Source organism: Bacillus sp. XF8 (assembly GCF_017498755.1).
Lineage (GTDB): Bacteria > Bacillota > Bacilli > Bacillales > Bacillaceae_G > Bacillus_A > Bacillus_A bingmayongensis.
In genome coordinates, this window is sequence record NZ_JAGDQK010000025.1 from 1 (window position 1) to 17,325 (window position 17,325).

Here is a 17,325-nt window from a genome sequence, read left to right on the forward strand (position 1 = left end):
CATTTGCTTTTCCTAGGACCGTTACCTTCTCGCCATTTTTCAAACTTCCTAGAATTGCACTACTTGCGTTTGCTTGGCTTCTTACTCGCAGACTGGTTGCGTTTATTGTTCCCGTTTCTTGTACGCCCTTTGTAATATTACCCGGCTTTTCTTCTTGCTTTCCGCCTTCTAATTTCACAAACTCTAGTGATATGTATCCTTCATTTCCTTTATAACTAATCTTTGCCCAACCATTTGCTTTTCCTAGGACCGTTACCTTCTCGCCATTTTTCAAACTTCCTAGAATTGCACTACTTGCGTTTGCTTGGTTTCTTACTCGTAGACTGGTTGCATTAATTATTCCACTTTCCTGTGTCCCATTATTGATTGTTGGTTGGTCGGTCTGAGGTGCCGTTATATTTTGTACTACTTCTCCAAATTTTAAAAACTCTAAAGAAACGTAACCTTCTTTTCCTTTATACTCAATTTTTGCCCAACCATTTGCTTTACCTAAAACTGTAATTTTCTCATTTTTTGTAACATGCCCAATAATTGAATTTCCCAAAACAGGACTATTCCTTACATTCAAACGTGTCGCTGTAACAACACCCGTTTCTTTTTGTTCACTATTAATTGTTAGTTGTTGTTTCGTTTCAACATTTGGCTCTGATACTTTCATCTTTAAAAACTGTAATGAGACATAGCCTTCTTTTCCATCATGAGAAATTTTAGCCCACTCTTTTTCTTTTCCTAAAACCTGTACTGTCGTCCCTTGCTTTACTTTCCCTACAACTTTACTTTGCGTTGTCGGTTGTTCACGTATATTTAAATTCGTTGCATTCACTGTCGCTGAATTTTCATCTTGTGCAAAAGCATTTGTGGAAACAAGAGATGCTGCAGTTGCTAAAAATGTACCTGTTATGATTTGTTTTGTTGTTTGCTTCATCTATTCATTAGAATATAAACAATGTTATATTCTTCAATCCTCCCTTGCTAAACTCAAATTACTATTTAATCTTAACACATCGGCCACCATTCCTTTTTGGTATTATTCTACTTGTTCGTAGAAAACGAGTGAAATAATGAAAATAACATAACTCCATCCTAAAAATACATACTGTACAATTAAACAAATATATAAATAGACCTTTACCCCAAATTTTGCAAATCCGAGATAAAGGTCTATTTGAAAACTTACATAATTAATACGCCTTTCCCCAATACACCATATGCTCTGCTTTTTTACCACAACATACACATTCTTGTGCTAATTCTTCTTGCTCAAATGGTATGCAACGTGACGAGACTCCAACTTCTTCTTTTAATTTTTCTTCACAAGCTAGATCACCACACCACATTGCTTTAATAAACCCTTGCTTCTCATCAGCCGCCTTCTTCATTTCTTCAAAGGTTGTAACACTATATGTGTTTTCATCACGAAATACCTTTGCTTTATTAAATAAAGAATTGTGAATCTCATCAAGTAATGATGTAATACGCTCTTCTAATTGATCTATTGATACGAACTCTTTTTCCTTCGTATCGCGTCTAACAAGTACCACTTGATTCTTCTCTATATCTTTTGGACCAACTTCTAATCGAATTGGAACGCCCTTCATTTCATACTCGTTAAATTTCCAGCCTGGCGTTTTATTGCTAGCATCTATTTTTACGCGTGCAATTTTTTGAACAATTCCTTGCAGCTGGCTTGCTTTTTCTAACACACCTGCTTTATGCTGAGCAATTGGTACAATAACAACTTGTACTGGTGCTACTTTTGGTGGCATCATTAGCCCGTTATTATCACTATGAACCATAATAAGTCCACCGATCATTCTTGTTGATACGCCCCAAGATGTTTGGTGTACATATTGCCATTTTCCATTACGATCTAAAAATTTAATATCAAACGCTTCAGAGAAATTCGTACCAAAATTATGAGATGTTCCTGTTTGTAGTGCTTTTCCGTCATGCATTAAACTTTCAATCGTATATGTTGCTTTTGCCCCTGCAAATTTTTCCTTTTCCGTTTTCTGTCCTTTAATTACTGGAATTGCTAAGTAATCTTCACAGAAAGAAGCATATAAATTCAAAATATTTAATGTTTCTTTTTGAGATTCTTCTGCCGTTTCATGAATTGTATGGCCTTCCTGCCATAAAAATTCAGTTGTGCGAAGAAATGGTCTCGTCGTTTTTTCCCAGCGTACTACTGAGCACCACTGATTATATAATTTAGGTAAATCATTATAAGACTGGACAATTTTTGAAAAATGTTCGCAAAATAACGTTTCAGATGTTGGACGAATACAGAGTCGTTCTGCTAATTTTTCATCCCCGCCATGTGTAACCCATGCTACTTCAGGTGCAAATCCTTCTACATGATCCTTCTCTTTTTGCAGTAAGCTCTCTGGAATAAACATTGGCATATACACATTTTCATGATCAGATGCTTTTAATTTTTCATCCATTACTTTCTGTATATTTTCCCATAATGCGTATCCGTATGGCCGTAAAATCATACACCCTTTTACACTTGAATAATCAACAAGTTCAGCTTTCTTCACAATATCGGTATACCACTGCGCGAAGTCTTCTTCCATTTTTGTAATAGCTTGTACTTGTTCTTTCGCCATATTCTTTCCCTCCTTTAAAAAATAAAAAAAGCCCGCGTCCCCTAAATAGGGACCGAGCTTTTGCCGGCGTTACCACCCTGATTCATGCACAAATAAATTGTACATGCTCTCTTTTTGATAACGGGAACTTCCCGCTGCATATGCAGAACGCAAAGGTAGGTTCCATATCGCCTTTTTAAGAATCTTCCAGCCAAACGGATTCTCTCTCTACAAAAAAGGTGTGACATGTACTAATCCTTTTTCATCGTTATAACGAAATAAATTTGTTGAATATCATAATATAAATTCTATTTTAAAACAATAGTTAATTTTCTTACTTTTATATATTCTTTTCATTTTTTTCAGTTTTATACTGAATTTACACATAATTTTCCCGAAAGAGTTTTACAAATTGATGAGTAATCATACCGATGATTGTTCCCACTAAAACAAAGAAACATGCAATGCCATAACCCATTCCATCCCATCCTCCAATAGCGAAGATAGTAAAAGGAAAGAAAGCTAAACAAAGAAGAATTAAAATAAGTGCAAATATAATATCAAACGCTCTCTTTGGAAATTGCTTCTTTAATAAAAATGAAACAGCAAATACAATGAGAATTGTTACAGCTCCAATTATAAAAAACACTTCAAACCCATTCATCCCATTCCCTCCTTCCATTCATTTCCTTATAATTTATTATATGTTTTAAAATTCTAAAAATAAACAATAAACTTTCTTCAAAAACAAGTTTTTATAACTAGGTATTAATAGTAATATATAATAATAAGTTATATAAAGTGAAACTTTAATCGGTGGAGGTTTTCTCCATCCCCCACTGATTATTAGCCCTCACCAATCGGGCTTTTACGGACAGTTTATCTCTCACCTAACTTCTTTGCTTTCGCAGAATTTTGAGGTGGGAGTATTACTGCCCGTTAATGCGGGATAACAGGAGGTATATACAATGGGAAAGCCATTAACAAATCATGTAATTGTCTTATCTTTTGACTGTTTATCAGCTTTAGATTTTCCTATATTACAAGAACTTCCTCATTTTCGATCTTTAATAGAACAAGGTGCAATTGCAAAAAAAGTAGAAGCTATTTATCCTTCTGTAACATATCCAAGTCACGCCACTATTGTAACTGGTAACTATCCTAACAAACATGGTGTTGTAAGCAATACATTACTTCAGCCTGGCAGGGAATCACCGGATTGGCATTGGTATCGCCGTTCTATTAAAGGGACGACATTATATGACGAGGCACGAAAAGCAAATTTAACAACCGCTGCCCTTCTATGGCCTGTTACAGGGAGAGCAAAAATTGACTACAACTTACCTGAAATCTTTCCAAACAGACCGTGGCAAAATCAAATTCTTGTTTCATTATTTAGTGGAAGCTCGCTGTATCAACTAGATTTAAATCGTCGTTTTGGTCATATTAGAAACGGGTTGTCACAGCCTGAGCTGGATGATTTTGTTCTCGCCTCTGCTGTACATACCATACAAACGAAAAAACCTAACGTCATGCTTGTTCACTTTACAGATTTAGATACACAAAGGCATTATCATGGATTTTCTTCCCCAGAAACAACAGCATCTATTCAGCGGCACGATGAAAGACTCGGGAAGATTATCAAAGCATTAAAAGACACTGGTATATATGAAGAAAGTACAATTATTGCTCTCGGTGATCATAGCGCTCTAAGCGAGAATAAGACTATTCAATTAAATGTTCTTTTCCATCAAAAAGGACTAATTTCAGTAAATCAAAGTGGAAAATTAACAGCTTGGAAAGCCTATTGTCAAAGCTGTGATGGTTCTGCTTATGTACATGTAAAGGATAAAAATGATATCCAAACTATACAAACTGTCCAACAGCTTCTTGAAGAACTTCTTCAAGATAAACAAAATGGAATCGAATTTATCCTTCATGATGAAGATGCAAAAGAACGGGGTGCTGATGGAAATTGCCTTTTTATGCTTGAGGCAAGGGGAGGCTATTACTTTACCCAAAACTATACAGGAGAGTTTATAAAAGAAATCACGGAAAAAGATGTAACTTCCAGTAAAAAATATACGTTTGGTACGCATGGATATTCTCCAACAAAACCAAACTATGAGACCATCTTCATGGCTGCTGGAAAAGGCATTCGTCCAGGTGCGGTCATTCCATATATGCGTCTCATTGACGAAGGACCTACCATTGCACGGTTGCTCGGATTACATCTTGGTGAAACCGACGGAACTGTAATAGAGGATTTACTTCAATTGTAAATAAATATGTATATATGTAAAAATCATGTAAAAATTACCTCTGTTTCTCTTTTTCCTATTTTTATTTTTGTACACTAATGTTAGAACGACTATAAGGAGGAACATTATATGAAAAAAATGTCCAGACAAGAAAAAAGCTGGATATTGTATGACTGGGCAAACTCGGTATACTCGCTCGTCATTACAACTGCACTATTTCCTATTTATTTCAAAGCTGCTGCAAAAGAAGCAGGTCTATCTGGAGCAACTTCAACAGCTTTTTGGGGATATGCAAATTCTTTCTCTACACTTCTAATCTCTATTCTCGCTCCTATTCTTGGTACAATTGCCGATTATAAAGGTTTTAAAAAACGCTTTTTCACATTCTTTTTTGGACTCGGTATTATATTTACAAGTATGCTAGCAGTTGTACCTACATCACAATGGTACTTACTACTAGGTTGCTATATGCTCGCTTTAGTTGGATTTGCTGGAGCAAATATTTTCTATGATGCATTTTTAGTAGATGTCACAACAGAAGATCGAATGGACCGAATTTCGACTCGTGGCTTTGCATTAGGATATATCGGAAGTACAGTTCCCTTTATCGGTTGTATTGCTCTTATTATCCTTTCCCAAAAAGGAACAATCCCATTATCAGTTGGTATTGCCAGTCAAATTTCCTTTGCAATTACAGCTCTTTGGTGGGGATTATTTACGATTCCGATGCTCAAAAATGTGGAACAAACACATTATATTGAACGTCATCCAAAACCAATTACAATGAGCTTTAAGCGTTTAGCTCATACATTTAAAAATATCCGTCAATATCGTACTGTATTTTTGTTCTTACTTGCTTATTTCTTCTACATTGACGGCGTCGATACAATTATTACAATGTCCACAGCTTATGGAACAGACCTTGGTATTAGTGCGACAAACCTACTTATTATTTTATTTGTAACACAAATTGTTGCTTGTCCATTCGCTTTACTGTATGGGAAACTATCTGAAACGTTCAAAGGCAAAAAAATGCTATATGTTGGTATTATTATTTATATCATTATTTGTGCATACGCTTATTTCTTAAAAACAACACTCGACTTTTGGATTTTAGCAATGCTTGTCGCAACTTCTCAGGGCGGAATTCAGGCACTCAGTCGCTCATATTTTGCAAAGCTTGTGCCGAAAGAATCAGCAAATGAATTCTTCGGATTCTATAATATTTTCGGTAAGTTCGCAGCTATTATGGGGCCAGTATTAGTTGGTGTGACTACTCAACTAACAGGAAAAACAAATGCTGGTGTACTAAGTATTATCGTTTTATTCATAATAGGTGGATTCATACTAACACGAGTACCGGAAAATGCAACTTCTGTTACACCACCTGCTCCAAAGTCGGAAACACTATAATAGAAAATGTCCCTTTCTTCATACAGAAAGGGACATTTTTTTATTATTCTATCAATATCGTTTCACCACTAAAAACTCTACTGCTTATACAAAAATAATTTATCAACCGTTGTCCCTAACACTTCAGCTAAACGAAATGCCAGTGCTAAACTTGGATCATATTTATTATTTTCAATTGCATTTATCGTCTGTCTTGAAACTTTACATTTATCAGCTAATGCACCTTGTGAAATATTATTTTCAGTGCGCAATTCGTAAATTTGATTTTTCACATCTTTTCTCCTAACCTGTAAAATCGTTTTTACAACATCAGTATATATTTGGTACATGGAGTTGTCAAAAAATTCCCATACAAAAAAGAAGCGTAAATCGCCCCTTTTCTAGTAAAATTCCTACACCAAAGAATCCGTAAGCCCCTTTTGATTTCCATCCTCTTTTTTATTTCTGGCTTCTTCATTTATTCTCATACGTAAAATTGGTAAAATCGCGAGTAGAATAAGTGACATCGCTATACAAAATACAATAATAAGTGATGTCGCTTCTTTTAATCCCCCAGCTAGTGAATTTCCAATTAGCATAGTTCCCATAAAAAGTGGTAAAATTGTACCATTTACACGTCCTACCATATTCTCCGGTACGAGCTGAATCATAAGCGTTCCAACAACAATGTTAACAGCGGCTAAACAAATTCCCGTTCCAAATCGCATGAAACTAGTAATCCAAAATGATGTAGATACTCCTTCTACGAGAAAGGAAATCCCCAATACTAGCAAGCCAAACACAAACATTTTTTTCGGATGTACTTTTGAAGCAAAAACTGCTGCAACGATGCCTCCAATTAGCATACCTATTCCATCAGCTGCTGCTAAATATTGAACAGCCTCCTTTTCCATTCCTAACCGTTCAATAACAAGAAATATTTCTAATGGATTTGTTAATCCTACCGCTAACCCCATAATCGCGAAAGTAATTGTAATCATACATAAATTTTTTGTTTGAAGGACGTACCTCCATCCTTCTTTTATATCATTCCATAATGAGATACTTTCAGGCTTCTCTTTTTCTATCCATCTTGGTAAAAACGAAAGAGTAATAGCCGATAACGCAAACAATCCAATTAAGCTATATAGTGAAGTAAACAGTCCCAGCTGCGTATACACAATCGATCCTACAACTGGCCCGAAAATTATAAATAGCGACTGCACTGTTTGGTTTACTGCAATTGCGTTTGCAACATGTTTTTCTTCTACATAGCGTTTAAATATTCGTGACGATGAAGGCTGAGAAAATTGTCCAACAATTGCTGAAACAAGAGTTGCAAAAAATATAGCCTGCCAATAATCAATTTTTAGCAGTAAAACAATCCCTATAATAGATAACGTACTTAGCATATCTCCAGCTACCATCGTTCTCTTAGGATTCCAACGATCTGCTAGCGCACCACCAATGAATGAAAAAATAAAAATAGGTGCGTATTCCATAACTGATAATAATGAAACTGAAACGGGATCATTATTTGTTCGCTCCATAATGAAATACAAAAGTGCCATATTCCGAATCCAAATCGCAAACTGCTGCAAAATATCAGACGCCATAACAAGCGTAAATGCTCGATTTTTGAGTAAATCTTTCATGTTATTCCTCCTTTTTATAAACCGACCGTTCAGTCTATTTTAATGTGAAAGAAAAGCTGCTGATTTATGATTCAGCTGCCATTCCTTGTAGCAATACATCAATTGCTTTTTTGTAAATTCGCTTCATTTCTGCAGAATCTAACTCGTAGTAAAGTACCCCAAGCCCAGATAGTAAACCATTCACAATATACATAAGATCCCGGATATCTCCTTGACGGAATTCTCCAGATTTTATGCCTTCCTCAATTAATTTCTCAAAAACACCATATGATGCTCTTGCTAAAACAAGCATTTCATCTAGAATCTCTTTGCTTACAACTTGACTCATAGAAAATTCTTCAACTGCGCTAAAAATAGGATGTTGTGTATCCTCTACATGGTACTCAGCAAGCCCATATAATTTTTCAGTACTCGTACGATACTGCTTTTCTTTTTCATTCCATTTTTCAAGCCAATCATACGTATGCTGTTTTACTACAAATAAAAATAATTCTTCCTTGCTTTTAAAATGATAATAAATGCTACCTTTACTACGTTCAGTAATTTCACAAATATCTTCCATAGATGTTGCAGCGTATCCTTTTTGTGAAAACAACTCTTCTGCTTGATACGCTATTTCTTTTTTTATCTCTTCTGCACTTTTTCTCATGTTCACACCTCACAAAACCGACCGCTCAGTCTAATAATAGCAAATATAAAACCTCTTTTACAAGAGGCTATATTCCTTATTTATTAATACATTACACTTAAACAAACGTTTGTTTAGCTGATTCTATACGGGTTCAAGCCAACTAATCAAACGTTTGTTTAAAAAGAAATACGCCCATAAAGAGCGTATTTCTCATTAATCTCCACCGCCACCACAGCTACCACCATCTCCACCCGAAAAACCGCTATCTCCTCCAAAAGAACTCCCACATTCGTTTGAACTATCACTATCAGATCCTGCAAAGAAAAATGGTGTAGAAGTAGCTGTAGTTGTCGTACTATCACCATTACCTGTTTTATAAAGATTTACTTTCCGCTTATTCGATCTTATTGATTTTACAATCATTCCAATTAAAACTAAAAACAATAATGCCGCTATTACAAATCCCATATCAAATACCTCCTTTATTTTTTTAATAACTGTAATGATCGTTCTATCTTCTCTAAGGAAATAAATCTTGACTCACGAAGTATCTCTTTTCCTTCATGAAATAATAAAATGGTTGGAGCTGTAAATACTAAATACTTCGCTGAAATTTCTTTCATATCCTGTAGTGATATTACAATGTTTTCTACAGCATGATATTGTTTCAATAAGTGATTTACTTTCTCTAACATCACATCACAAACACCACAATTTTCGGTTTTTATGAATAAAAGTAATAACCTTTGCTCTTCAATATATGCTACTAATTCTTCTATCATTTGAAATTTTCTCATGTTACCCCTCTTAGCGTAATTTACGAAACACTTGATTTTGGTACATACGAAATGCTGAATTTCCTTTTATTTTTCTCTTCTCCATTAACTGTTGAAATCGAAGCGTTTTTTCTGTTAACTCTTCTTTTAATTTTGCTCTCTCCGTTTCATCGTAACAACAAGCTATTAAATCTTCTATTTTCAATATATCCTTTTGTAATTCCATCTCTGCCGGAATCATACCAGCGTTTTTCAAAATTTTGTAGCTCATTCTTAGGTCTGGAGGTACCATTGAAAGGTCTTCTAATTGCAGTGGTTTCCCTTTACCTGGAAGGTCATCAAGATCACCATTATTGATTGATTGACGAATTCTTTCTTCAGCAATGCTTAAGAAAACATCCACTTCATTCCCTCCCTTACATATTTTTACTATTATTTTACATGAAATTTCATATCGCTGCTATGATATGAAACAATAACTTCAAACAATTTTTTCTCAAATTATCCTCTAAATTAAAATTTTTGAATCGATTTGACTAGATATATATATATAATTCGCATTATAGCTATTCTTATAATTGAGAAAATCCTTTCTGTATAAATAAAGCGTTTACACAAAATCTTACATTTGTTACGATGTAATCAATCTCCCTTACTTGTATAGACTTCGTGACATCTGTTCGTTTCGGTAGTCTAGACATTTTTACGTCTAGATTCATTTTGATTTATTGGCAATAGCCATTAAATATATCTTTTTATTTAGAAAGGGGAAATGATTATGAGGTCAAAAAAAATCACATTCTTGTTCCTATCTCTACTACTCTTCCTACCTCTTTTTCTTACAAACTTTATCACTCCTAGTTTTGTATCAGCAGACTCCTCCAAAACAAATCAAAAGATTATTGGATACTTTCCTTCTTGGGGTATCTATGGCCGCAATTATCAAGTTGCCGACATCGATGCATCAAAGCTTACTCATTTGAACTATGCTTTTGCTGATATTTGCTGGAATGGCAAACACGGGAATCCTTCTACACATCCTGACAATCCTAATAAACAAACATGGTCCTGTAAAGAATCTAGTGTACCATTGCAAAATAAAGAGGTACCAAATGGTACTCTTGTGCTAGGCGAACCTTGGGCCGATGTTAATAAATCTTTTCCAGGCTCGGGTACAACATGGGAAGATTGCGACAAGTATGCTCGCTGCGGAAACTTCGGTGAGATGAAACGTCTAAAAGCAAAGTACCCTCACTTAAAAACAATTATCTCAGTTGGAGGCTGGACGTGGTCTAATCGTTTTTCTGATGTAGCTGCCGATGAAAAAACACGGAAAATATTTGCAGAATCTGCAGTCGCCTTCATTCGTGAATATGGTTTTGATGGTGTAGATTTAGATTGGGAGTATCCAGGCGTTGAAACCATACCAGGAGGAAGTTATCGTCCTGAGGATAAGCAAAATTTCACATTACTCCTTCACGATGTCCGAAATGCTTTAAATAAAGCAGGCTCTGAAGATGGAAAACAATATTTATTAACAATTGCGTCAGGGGCAAGTCAGAGCTACGCTGATCATACAGAGTTGAAAAAGGTTTCCCAAATCGTGGATTGGATTAACATCATGACATATGATTTTCACGGCGGATGGGATACAACTTCTAATCATAATGCTGCATTATACGGAGATCCTAAAGACCCAGCAGTTGGTACAAAGTTTTATGTCGATGGAGCTGTTGAAATTTATAAAAGCGAAGGTGTACCAGCCGATAAAATTGTATTAGGTGTTCCTTTCTATGGTCGTGGCTGGAAAAGTTGCGGAAAAGATAACAACGGACAATATCAACCTTGTAAACCAGGAAGTGATGGGAAACTAGCTTCTAAAGGAACTTGGGATGATTATTCTACAGGAGATACAGGTGTATATGATTATGGTGATTTGGCAGCTAACTACGTAAATAAAAACGGCTTTGTTCGATACTGGAACGACACTGCTAAAGTTCCATATTTATATAATGAAGCTACTGGAACATTTATAAGCTATGATGACAATGAATCTATGAAATATAAAACGGATTATATAAAAACAAAAGGTTTGGGTGGGGCAATGTTTTGGGAATTAAGCGGTGACTGTCGCACCAGTCCAAGATATAGTTGTAGTGGCCCAAAACTGCTTGATACGTTAGTTACAGAATTACTAGGTGGACCTATTAACCAAAAAGATAATGAAGCCCCAACAAATGTGAAAAATATTACAGTCACAAATAAGAATTCAAATCTAGTCCAATTATCTTGGACTGCATCTACTGATAATGTTGGTATCACAGAATATGAAATAACCTCTGGGACTGAGAAATGGACAGCAACTACGAATAGCATTACGATTAAAAATTTAAAACCAAATACAGAATATACTTTTTCAATTGTCGCAAAAGATGCGGCTGGTAATCAATCACAACCGTCCTCTATTACTGTCAAAACCGATGATGGTAGTACAACTCCACCAGGGGGAAATGGTAATGTGACATTTTCAGTTACTTCAAACTGGGGAAATGGCTACAACTTCTCTATTACAATTAAAAATACAGGAACAATCCCTATTAAAAATTGGAATTTAGAATTTGATTACAACGGAAGTTTAACACAAGTTTGGGACTCTAAACTTGTAAGTAATACAAATAACCACTATGTTATTACGAATGCAGGATGGAATGGTGACATTCCTGCTGGTGGAACAGTTACAATTGGTGGTGCTGGGACAGGAAATCCAGCAGAGATTCTAAATGCTGTGATATCTGGAAACTAAATAAAAGACGATATCTCTTCTTTATTGAGATATCGTCTTTTATCAATCTTTCTTTAATTTTCTAGCAATCCCATTACCTAAAGACTGTAATCCTTGAACAAGAATAATCAAGATAAAGACCGTTGCATACATAACTTCCGGTTCATACCGTAAATGACCAAATCGATATGCTAAATCTCCAAGTCCACCTGCACCTACCAGTCCAGCCATTGCCGTTGCACCTATTAGTCCAATCGTTGCGATCGTTAAGCCAAGCACAAGAGATGGACGCGCTTCTCTAACCATAACGTGCCAAATAATTTTCACAGTAGAAATCCCCATCGCTTGATATGCCTCAATTACACCACGATCCACTTCTAGTAAAGCTGTTTCCATTAAACGTGCAATATAGGGAGCTGTAAATACAACAAGCGGTACAATCACACCTTTCACACCAATTGAAGTCCCCATAATCAGCTTTGTAAACGGTAGAATGAAGAATAATAGAATAATAAATGGAATAGAACGAATGACATTAATAATTGTATTAAAAATAGGGTATACAACTTTATTCTCTAGTTGACCACCAGGCCTTGTTAAAACAAGTGTTACTCCTAGTGGTAATGCAATAATAATTGATATAAGTAGTGAAATTGATGTCATTTGAAATGTTTGAATCGTTGCTTCCCATATCATCTTACCCCATTCATCCCAAAAGGACTTGTTTCCCATACTCTTCCCTACCTCCTTCTACAATGATCCCTTGTTCCTGTAAAAATACTAAAGCTCGGTGTATCTCGTTTTCTTCACCTTGCATATGAACAACGAGCTTACCATACGCTTCATGTTTTAGTTGTGTAATATTGCCGGATAAAATATTGGGATACACTTGAAATCGTTTTGTAGCAACAGCCAATGCTGGTTCTCCTGAAGAGTTCCCTATAAACGAGAGTGTTACAATCTCTCCAGTATTTTTTAGCTCTTTCTGTACTTCTTCTGGAATTTTGGCTGCAAAAGCGCTGTTCACAAATTTTTTCGTTGTTACATGTTGTGGATTTGTAAAAATGTCTTTTACTGTGCCACTCTCAATCACAGCCCCATGCTCCATTACAGCAACTCGATCACATATACGTTGTATTACATTCATTTCATGTGTAATTAGCAAAATCGTAATGCCTATTTTCTCGTTGATTTCTAATAACAAATCTAGAATAGAATCCGTTGTTTCTGGGTCTAATGCACTTGTCGCTTCATCACTTAGCAAAACTTCTGGTTCATAGGATAGTGCACGCGCAATCGCAACACGTTGTTTTTGACCACCAGAAAGCTCACTTGGATATGCATCTTTTCTATCAAAAAGGTCAACAATACGTAAATATTTTTCTACTCTTTTTTCAATTTCAGTTTTTGAAATCCCAGCTAGACGTAAAGGTAATGCAATATTTTCATAAACATTGACTGTTTTTAATAAATTAAATCCTTGAAAAATCATCCCAATTTTTTGTCTCGCCTTCGCTAACTCTTTTGTAGACAAATTTGTTAAATCTTTTTCATTTACAATGATATTTCCTGTTGTTGGCTTTTCTAATACATTGACACAACGGATTAATGTACTTTTACCAGCACCACTATATCCGATGATTCCAAACACTTCTCCTTTTTCTACTTTAAGAGAAGTTGGTTTAAGAGCTTCAACCTTACCTTTTTTTGTTGTAAATACTTTGGATACATTTTTCAATTCAATCATTATAGTCAGCTCCTACCAAGACGGCAAAACAGAACCATCAAATTTTTTCTCAATAAACTCTTTTACTTCTTTAGACTGATAAGCTTTCTTTAATTTTTTTACAGCTGCATCATCCTTATTCTCTGTACGAACAACCACCCAGTTTACATATGGTGAATCTTTTCCTTCACGGAAAATAGAATCTTTAGCTGGACTTAGTTTCGCACCTAATGCAAAATTCGTATTAATTGCTGCTGCTTTCACTTCATCTAGCTGCGTTGGTAATTGTGACGCCTCTAACTCAACAATTTTCAAATTCTTCGGATTCTCAATCACATCTTTTGCAGTTGCTTTCTCTGTTGCTTTTGGATCAACCTTTAAAACACCTGCTTTTTCAAATAATTTTAATGCCCGAAGTTCATTCGTTGGATCATTTGGTACAGCAATTGCATCTCCATCTTTTAACTCTTTTACATCTTTTAAGTGTTTAGAATATACTCCCATCGGGAATGTTACCGTTGAAAACACTTCTGTCAATTTCATATTACGCTCTGCTTTAAATACATCTAAGTAGGACTTCGTTTGATAGCTATTCACATCAATATCTTTTTCGTCTAACGATACATTGGGCGCTACATAATCATTAAATATCTGTAAATCAACTTGTAATCCATCTTTTGCCGCTACTTCTTTTACTTTTTCAAAAATTTGTTCATGTGGTCCCCCCGTTACACCAACTGTAACCTTTTTCTCATCTAGCGCTTTTGCTTCCTTATTCGAATCCGCACTACATGCGCCTAATAATAATACCGCTCCACTTACAATACTTAGCACCAACTTCTTCATATAAAATTCCCCCTCAATATATCTGTTCTTAAACAAAAAACACCTCTCAAATAAGAGAGGTGTCGAATAGACAAAATAAGCTCCTCTCTTATCTTCCAAAACGAAAATCGTTTTGCAGGAATTAGCACCTTAGCTTATTATTCATAAGCTCGGTTGCCGGGCATCATAGGGCCAGTCCCTCCGCCACTCTGGATAAGAGTATCTGTATTAAATTTTCCAAAAGTTATGGTACTAATAGTAAATCTTACAAAAAATTTTGTCAATCATATTTTTCTGAATATAAACTTTTTACAAATAACAAATCAATTCAGCTAGTAACCATTTCTAGAGATACTATCAAAGTTTCTGATTGATAACCATATACAAGTTATCCTCATAATGAATATACTAAATAAAAGTAAATACTTTATACTTATATACGAAAAGAGGCTATATTGTATGCAGGAAAAAAATGCTATACAAACCCTACTATTATCTCAGATAGAAAAACTATCCCAATCCTTTCATTACGACTTTTTATATGAAGAGGGACAACAAGGAACACTATGCCAAATCCTTTTACGAGATGATAACGGTTCTATCGTAGCAACACCACTTAGTTTTCATATGCTGATAAATGAAGTTGCTGGGAAAGGCGAACTTATTTTTTATCATGAACATGGTGAATTTCATCGCCAAAAATTTGATATTTATACGGAAGACAGTATTGTTAAATTACTATTATTCATTCAAGAACGATTACAAGTAAACCAGTAAATAATCTGAAAGCAGCTACTTAACATGTAGCTGCTTTCGCAATTTTCTCACTAAAATATTTTATGCCTTTCCCATGATGCTCCTAAATAAATAGCTCTCTTATTTTTTAGTAACATCCATTTCCTCTAGATTCCAAACTCGAGTCACCCAAGACTCGTAAAAAGAAGGCTCATGAGAAACGAGTAAAATGGTTCCTTTATATTGTGCTAGTGTTTCTTTTAATGCTTCTTTCGCATACACATCTAAGTGATTCGTTGGCTCATCTAAAATTAAGACATTACTCTGCATTAACATAAGTTCACATAAACGTACCTTCGTTTGCTCTCCACCACTTAAAAAACAAAGAGGCTGTCGAATATGCTCTTCTTTTAAACCACATCTTGCTAAAGATTGACGAATTTCTTTTTGCGTCATATCTGGACGTCTTGACCATACTTGCTCAAGTGGTGTAATTTCTGTAGCAAATTCTTCTTGTGCAAAATATGCGGGCTTTACTTTCTCTCCAATACGAACTGCCCCACTTAATGGTTCTAGTTGTCCTAGTAACGTTTTTAACATCGTTGTTTTTCCTATTCCATTATGACCAACAATCGCAATTTTTTCGCCCCTTTTTACTTGTAAATCAAATGATGGAAATAATGCTTCTGTATAACCAAATTGTATTTTTTCCGCTTGTAATATACGACTCACAGGTTCAGTGTGAACTTGAAAATGAAAACGCGGCCTTGGTGCACCGTCAGGATTTTCAACTATTTCCATTTTTTTTAATACTTTTTCACGGCTTTTTGCCTGCTTCGCTTTTCGGATTTTATTTTTTTGAATAAAACTCTCTAAATTTGCAATTTCCTTTTGCTGTCTTGCATAAGCTGCTTGTAATTGTTGCTTCTGCAATTGGTAACTTTCTAAAAATCTTTCATAATTCCCCGTATAGCGCTTTATTGTTTGCCCTTCTAAATGATAAATAACATTCGTAATATGGTTTAAAAACGATTCATCATGGGAAACGACAATATAAGCATGCTCATACGCTTGTAAATACGCTCTTAGCCAATCTATATGAACCGTATCTAAATAATTTGTTGGCTCATCCAGCAATAAGATATGTGGCTTCTCTAAGAGAAGCTTTCCAAGTAATAACTTTGTACGCTGACCACCACTTAATTTTGAAACATCTTTTTTCATACCTAAGTCTAACAAGCCTAAACCGGCTGCTACTTCCTCTATTTTTGTATGAACTTGATAAAAATCTGAACCCTCTAGTATATTTTGTAATTCTCCATATTGTACTAATAGCTTCTCTAACTCTGCTTCCTTTGCCATCTTTTCAGCAATGACTATCATTTCACGTTCAATCGTATACAGATGAGAAAATGCACTTTGTAAATATTCTTCAATCGTTATCCCTTCTTGTAAATCAATATGCTGCTCTAAAAATCCCACCTTCGCATGTGGAAACCATTCAATCTTCCCTCCATCAGGCAAAACTTCTCCAGTTAAAAGACGAAGTAACGTTGATTTCCCTGCACCATTACTTCCAACAAGCCCGGCGTGCTCACCTTGTAATAATCGAAAACAAGCATTATATAAAATGGTTTTATCTCCATACGTATGCGTAAGATTTTCTACTGTTAATACACTCATTTTTGTTCTCTCCTTTTCTTTATAACTAACAAGCCAAATAGAGAGAACAGCAAAATAAAGATCTTATTGAATTGTGTATACATGAAAAATGAGTAAGGTGAACACACCTTACCCATTACAATTTATTATCGTAAAAAAGGATTAAGGCTCTTTACCTGCTGTCTTCAATTTGGCTTAAACTTTAAAAATGGGCAGACTTCTCCCATATCAAGCTAAAACCATTTGAAGAACAGTCGATAAAGTCATCTTATCCTTTCACTCCTTTATG

The 17,325-nt window shown here is 35.2% G+C and carries 17 protein-coding genes, 1 riboswitch and 1 other annotated feature; of the genes, 4 read left to right on the plus strand and 13 right to left on the minus strand.

Going from position 1 to position 17,325, the window contains the following annotated elements; translation table 11 throughout:
- The 3 genes from J4P91_RS16300 to J4P91_RS16310 form a co-directional block, all read right to left on the minus strand.
- On the minus strand, window positions 1–925 hold a 925-nt coding region (locus tag J4P91_RS16300; RefSeq protein ID WP_207994955.1), incomplete at its 3' end, for an SH3 domain-containing protein.
- Between the two features lie 256 nt (window positions 926–1,181).
- Window positions 1,182–2,612, minus strand: a complete 1,431-nt coding sequence (gene proS, locus J4P91_RS16305) for a proline--tRNA ligase (protein ID WP_207994956.1) — start codon at window positions 2,610–2,612, stop codon at window positions 1,182–1,184.
- Window positions 2,613–2,656: 44 nt separating this feature from the next.
- Window positions 2,657–2,866: a binding site (T-box leader), on the minus strand.
- 104 nt (window positions 2,867–2,970) lie between these two features.
- A complete protein-coding gene (locus tag J4P91_RS16310) occupies window positions 2,971–3,255 on the minus strand; it encodes a YesK-like family protein (protein ID WP_279538641.1) in 285 nt (94 codons plus the stop codon).
- 304 nt (window positions 3,256–3,559) lie between these two features.
- On the opposite strand from J4P91_RS16310, the gene J4P91_RS16315 reads away from it, so the two are divergent.
- Complete coding sequence (locus J4P91_RS16315) at window positions 3,560–4,873, plus strand: alkaline phosphatase family protein (RefSeq protein WP_207994958.1); 1,314 nt, start codon at window positions 3,560–3,562, stop codon at window positions 4,871–4,873.
- Window positions 4,874–4,981: 108 nt separating this feature from the next.
- Window positions 4,982–6,265 (plus strand): MFS transporter, encoded by a 1,284-nt coding sequence (locus tag J4P91_RS16320; RefSeq protein ID WP_207994959.1) that lies wholly within the window; start codon window positions 4,982–4,984, stop codon window positions 6,263–6,265.
- A 77-nt stretch (window positions 6,266–6,342) separates the two neighbouring features.
- Here the strand turns inward: J4P91_RS16320 and J4P91_RS16325 are convergent, their stop codons facing one another.
- The 6 genes from J4P91_RS16325 to J4P91_RS16350 all read right to left on the minus strand — a co-directional run bounded on the left by J4P91_RS16325 (window position 6,343) and on the right by J4P91_RS16350 (window position 9,709).
- Window positions 6,343–6,594 carry a helix-turn-helix transcriptional regulator gene (locus J4P91_RS16325; protein WP_207994960.1) on the minus strand — a complete coding sequence of 84 codons (252 nt, stop codon included), beginning with the start codon at window positions 6,592–6,594 and terminating at the stop codon, window positions 6,343–6,345.
- 63 nt (window positions 6,595–6,657) lie between these two features.
- On the minus strand, window positions 6,658–7,899 hold the full coding sequence (locus tag J4P91_RS16330) for an MFS transporter (RefSeq protein ID WP_207994961.1): 1,242 nt from the start codon (window positions 7,897–7,899) through the stop codon (window positions 6,658–6,660).
- 64 nt (window positions 7,900–7,963) lie between these two features.
- Window positions 7,964–8,548, minus strand: coding sequence for a TetR/AcrR family transcriptional regulator (locus J4P91_RS16335; RefSeq protein ID WP_017154049.1), 585 nt, complete (start codon window positions 8,546–8,548; stop codon window positions 7,964–7,966).
- 195 nt (window positions 8,549–8,743) lie between these two features.
- On the minus strand, window positions 8,744–8,998 hold the full coding sequence (locus J4P91_RS16340; protein ID WP_207994962.1) for a hypothetical protein: 255 nt from the start codon (window positions 8,996–8,998) through the stop codon (window positions 8,744–8,746).
- Window positions 8,999–9,012: 14 nt separating this feature from the next.
- A complete protein-coding gene (locus J4P91_RS16345; RefSeq protein ID WP_207994963.1) occupies window positions 9,013–9,327 on the minus strand; it encodes a thioredoxin family protein in 315 nt (104 codons plus the stop codon).
- 10 nt (window positions 9,328–9,337) lie between these two features.
- Window positions 9,338–9,709 (minus strand): DnaJ family domain-containing protein, encoded by a 372-nt coding sequence (locus J4P91_RS16350; RefSeq protein ID WP_207994964.1) that lies wholly within the window; start codon window positions 9,707–9,709, stop codon window positions 9,338–9,340.
- A gap of 375 nt (window positions 9,710–10,084) precedes the next feature.
- Between J4P91_RS16350 and J4P91_RS16355 the strand changes: the two genes are divergently transcribed.
- Window positions 10,085–12,109, plus strand: coding sequence for a glycosyl hydrolase family 18 protein (locus tag J4P91_RS16355; RefSeq protein WP_207994965.1), 2,025 nt, complete (start codon window positions 10,085–10,087; stop codon window positions 12,107–12,109).
- A gap of 42 nt (window positions 12,110–12,151) precedes the next feature.
- On the opposite strand, the gene J4P91_RS16360 is transcribed toward J4P91_RS16355, so the two are convergent.
- From J4P91_RS16360 to J4P91_RS16370, 3 genes are read right to left on the minus strand one after another with little or no spacing between them, the layout of a single operon-like run.
- Window positions 12,152–12,820, minus strand: a complete 669-nt coding sequence (locus J4P91_RS16360; RefSeq protein ID WP_017154054.1) for a methionine ABC transporter permease — start codon at window positions 12,818–12,820, stop codon at window positions 12,152–12,154.
- Window positions 12,795–13,835 (minus strand): methionine ABC transporter ATP-binding protein, encoded by a 1,041-nt coding sequence (locus J4P91_RS16365; protein WP_207994966.1) that lies wholly within the window; start codon window positions 13,833–13,835, stop codon window positions 12,795–12,797. Before J4P91_RS16365 ends, J4P91_RS16360 begins: the two co-directional genes overlap by 26 nt.
- Before the next feature lie 12 nt (window positions 13,836–13,847).
- Window positions 13,848–14,660, minus strand: coding sequence for a MetQ/NlpA family ABC transporter substrate-binding protein (locus J4P91_RS16370; protein WP_207994967.1), 813 nt, complete (start codon window positions 14,658–14,660; stop codon window positions 13,848–13,850).
- Window positions 14,661–14,745: 85 nt separating this feature from the next.
- Window positions 14,746–14,859, minus strand: a riboswitch (SAM riboswitch).
- 239 nt (window positions 14,860–15,098) lie between these two features.
- Between J4P91_RS16370 and J4P91_RS16375 the strand changes: the two genes are divergently transcribed.
- Window positions 15,099–15,416: a hypothetical protein gene (locus tag J4P91_RS16375; protein WP_207994968.1), complete on the plus strand. Its 318-nt coding sequence runs from the start codon at window positions 15,099–15,101 to the stop codon at window positions 15,414–15,416.
- 99 nt (window positions 15,417–15,515) lie between these two features.
- Here J4P91_RS16375 and J4P91_RS16380 read toward each other — a convergent pair whose 3' ends face one another.
- Window positions 15,516–17,057, minus strand: coding sequence for an ABC-F family ATP-binding cassette domain-containing protein (locus J4P91_RS16380; RefSeq protein ID WP_207994969.1), 1,542 nt, complete (start codon window positions 17,055–17,057; stop codon window positions 15,516–15,518).
- Between the last annotated feature and the right edge of the window lie 268 nt (window positions 17,058–17,325).

Excerpts from the sequence above, each read along its gene's own strand:
- J4P91_RS16340 (WP_207994962.1), bottom strand. The coding sequence starts at position 8,998 with ATGGGATTTGTAATAGCGGCATTATTGTTTTTAGTTTTAATTGGAATG.
- J4P91_RS16310 (WP_279538641.1), bottom strand. The coding sequence starts at position 3,255 with ATGAATGGGTTTGAAGTGTTTTTTATAATTGGAGCTGTAACAATTCTC.
- J4P91_RS16370 (WP_207994967.1), bottom strand. The coding sequence starts at position 14,660 with ATGAAGAAGTTGGTGCTAAGTATTGTAAGTGGAGCGGTATTATTATTA.
- J4P91_RS16330 (WP_207994961.1), bottom strand. The coding sequence starts at position 7,899 with ATGAAAGATTTACTCAAAAATCGAGCATTTACGCTTGTTATGGCGTCT.
- J4P91_RS16360 (WP_017154054.1), bottom strand. The coding sequence starts at position 12,820 with ATGGGAAACAAGTCCTTTTGGGATGAATGGGGTAAGATGATATGGGAA.
- J4P91_RS16375 (WP_207994968.1), top strand. The coding sequence starts at position 15,099 with ATGCAGGAAAAAAATGCTATACAAACCCTACTATTATCTCAGATAGAA.
- J4P91_RS16325 (WP_207994960.1), bottom strand. The coding sequence starts at position 6,594 with ATGTACCAAATATATACTGATGTTGTAAAAACGATTTTACAGGTTAGG.
- J4P91_RS16380 (WP_207994969.1), bottom strand. The coding sequence starts at position 17,057 with ATGAGTGTATTAACAGTAGAAAATCTTACGCATACGTATGGAGATAAA.
- J4P91_RS16365 (WP_207994966.1), bottom strand. The coding sequence starts at position 13,835 with ATGATTGAATTGAAAAATGTATCCAAAGTATTTACAACAAAAAAAGGT.
- J4P91_RS16320 (WP_207994959.1), top strand. The coding sequence starts at position 4,982 with ATGAAAAAAATGTCCAGACAAGAAAAAAGCTGGATATTGTATGACTGG.
- J4P91_RS16335 (WP_017154049.1), bottom strand. The coding sequence starts at position 8,548 with ATGAGAAAAAGTGCAGAAGAGATAAAAAAAGAAATAGCGTATCAAGCA.
- J4P91_RS16345 (WP_207994963.1), bottom strand. The coding sequence starts at position 9,327 with ATGAGAAAATTTCAAATGATAGAAGAATTAGTAGCATATATTGAAGAG.
- proS (WP_207994956.1), bottom strand. The coding sequence starts at position 2,612 with ATGGCGAAAGAACAAGTACAAGCTATTACAAAAATGGAAGAAGACTTC.
- J4P91_RS16315 (WP_207994958.1), top strand. The coding sequence starts at position 3,560 with ATGGGAAAGCCATTAACAAATCATGTAATTGTCTTATCTTTTGACTGT.
- J4P91_RS16355 (WP_207994965.1), top strand. The coding sequence starts at position 10,085 with ATGAGGTCAAAAAAAATCACATTCTTGTTCCTATCTCTACTACTCTTC.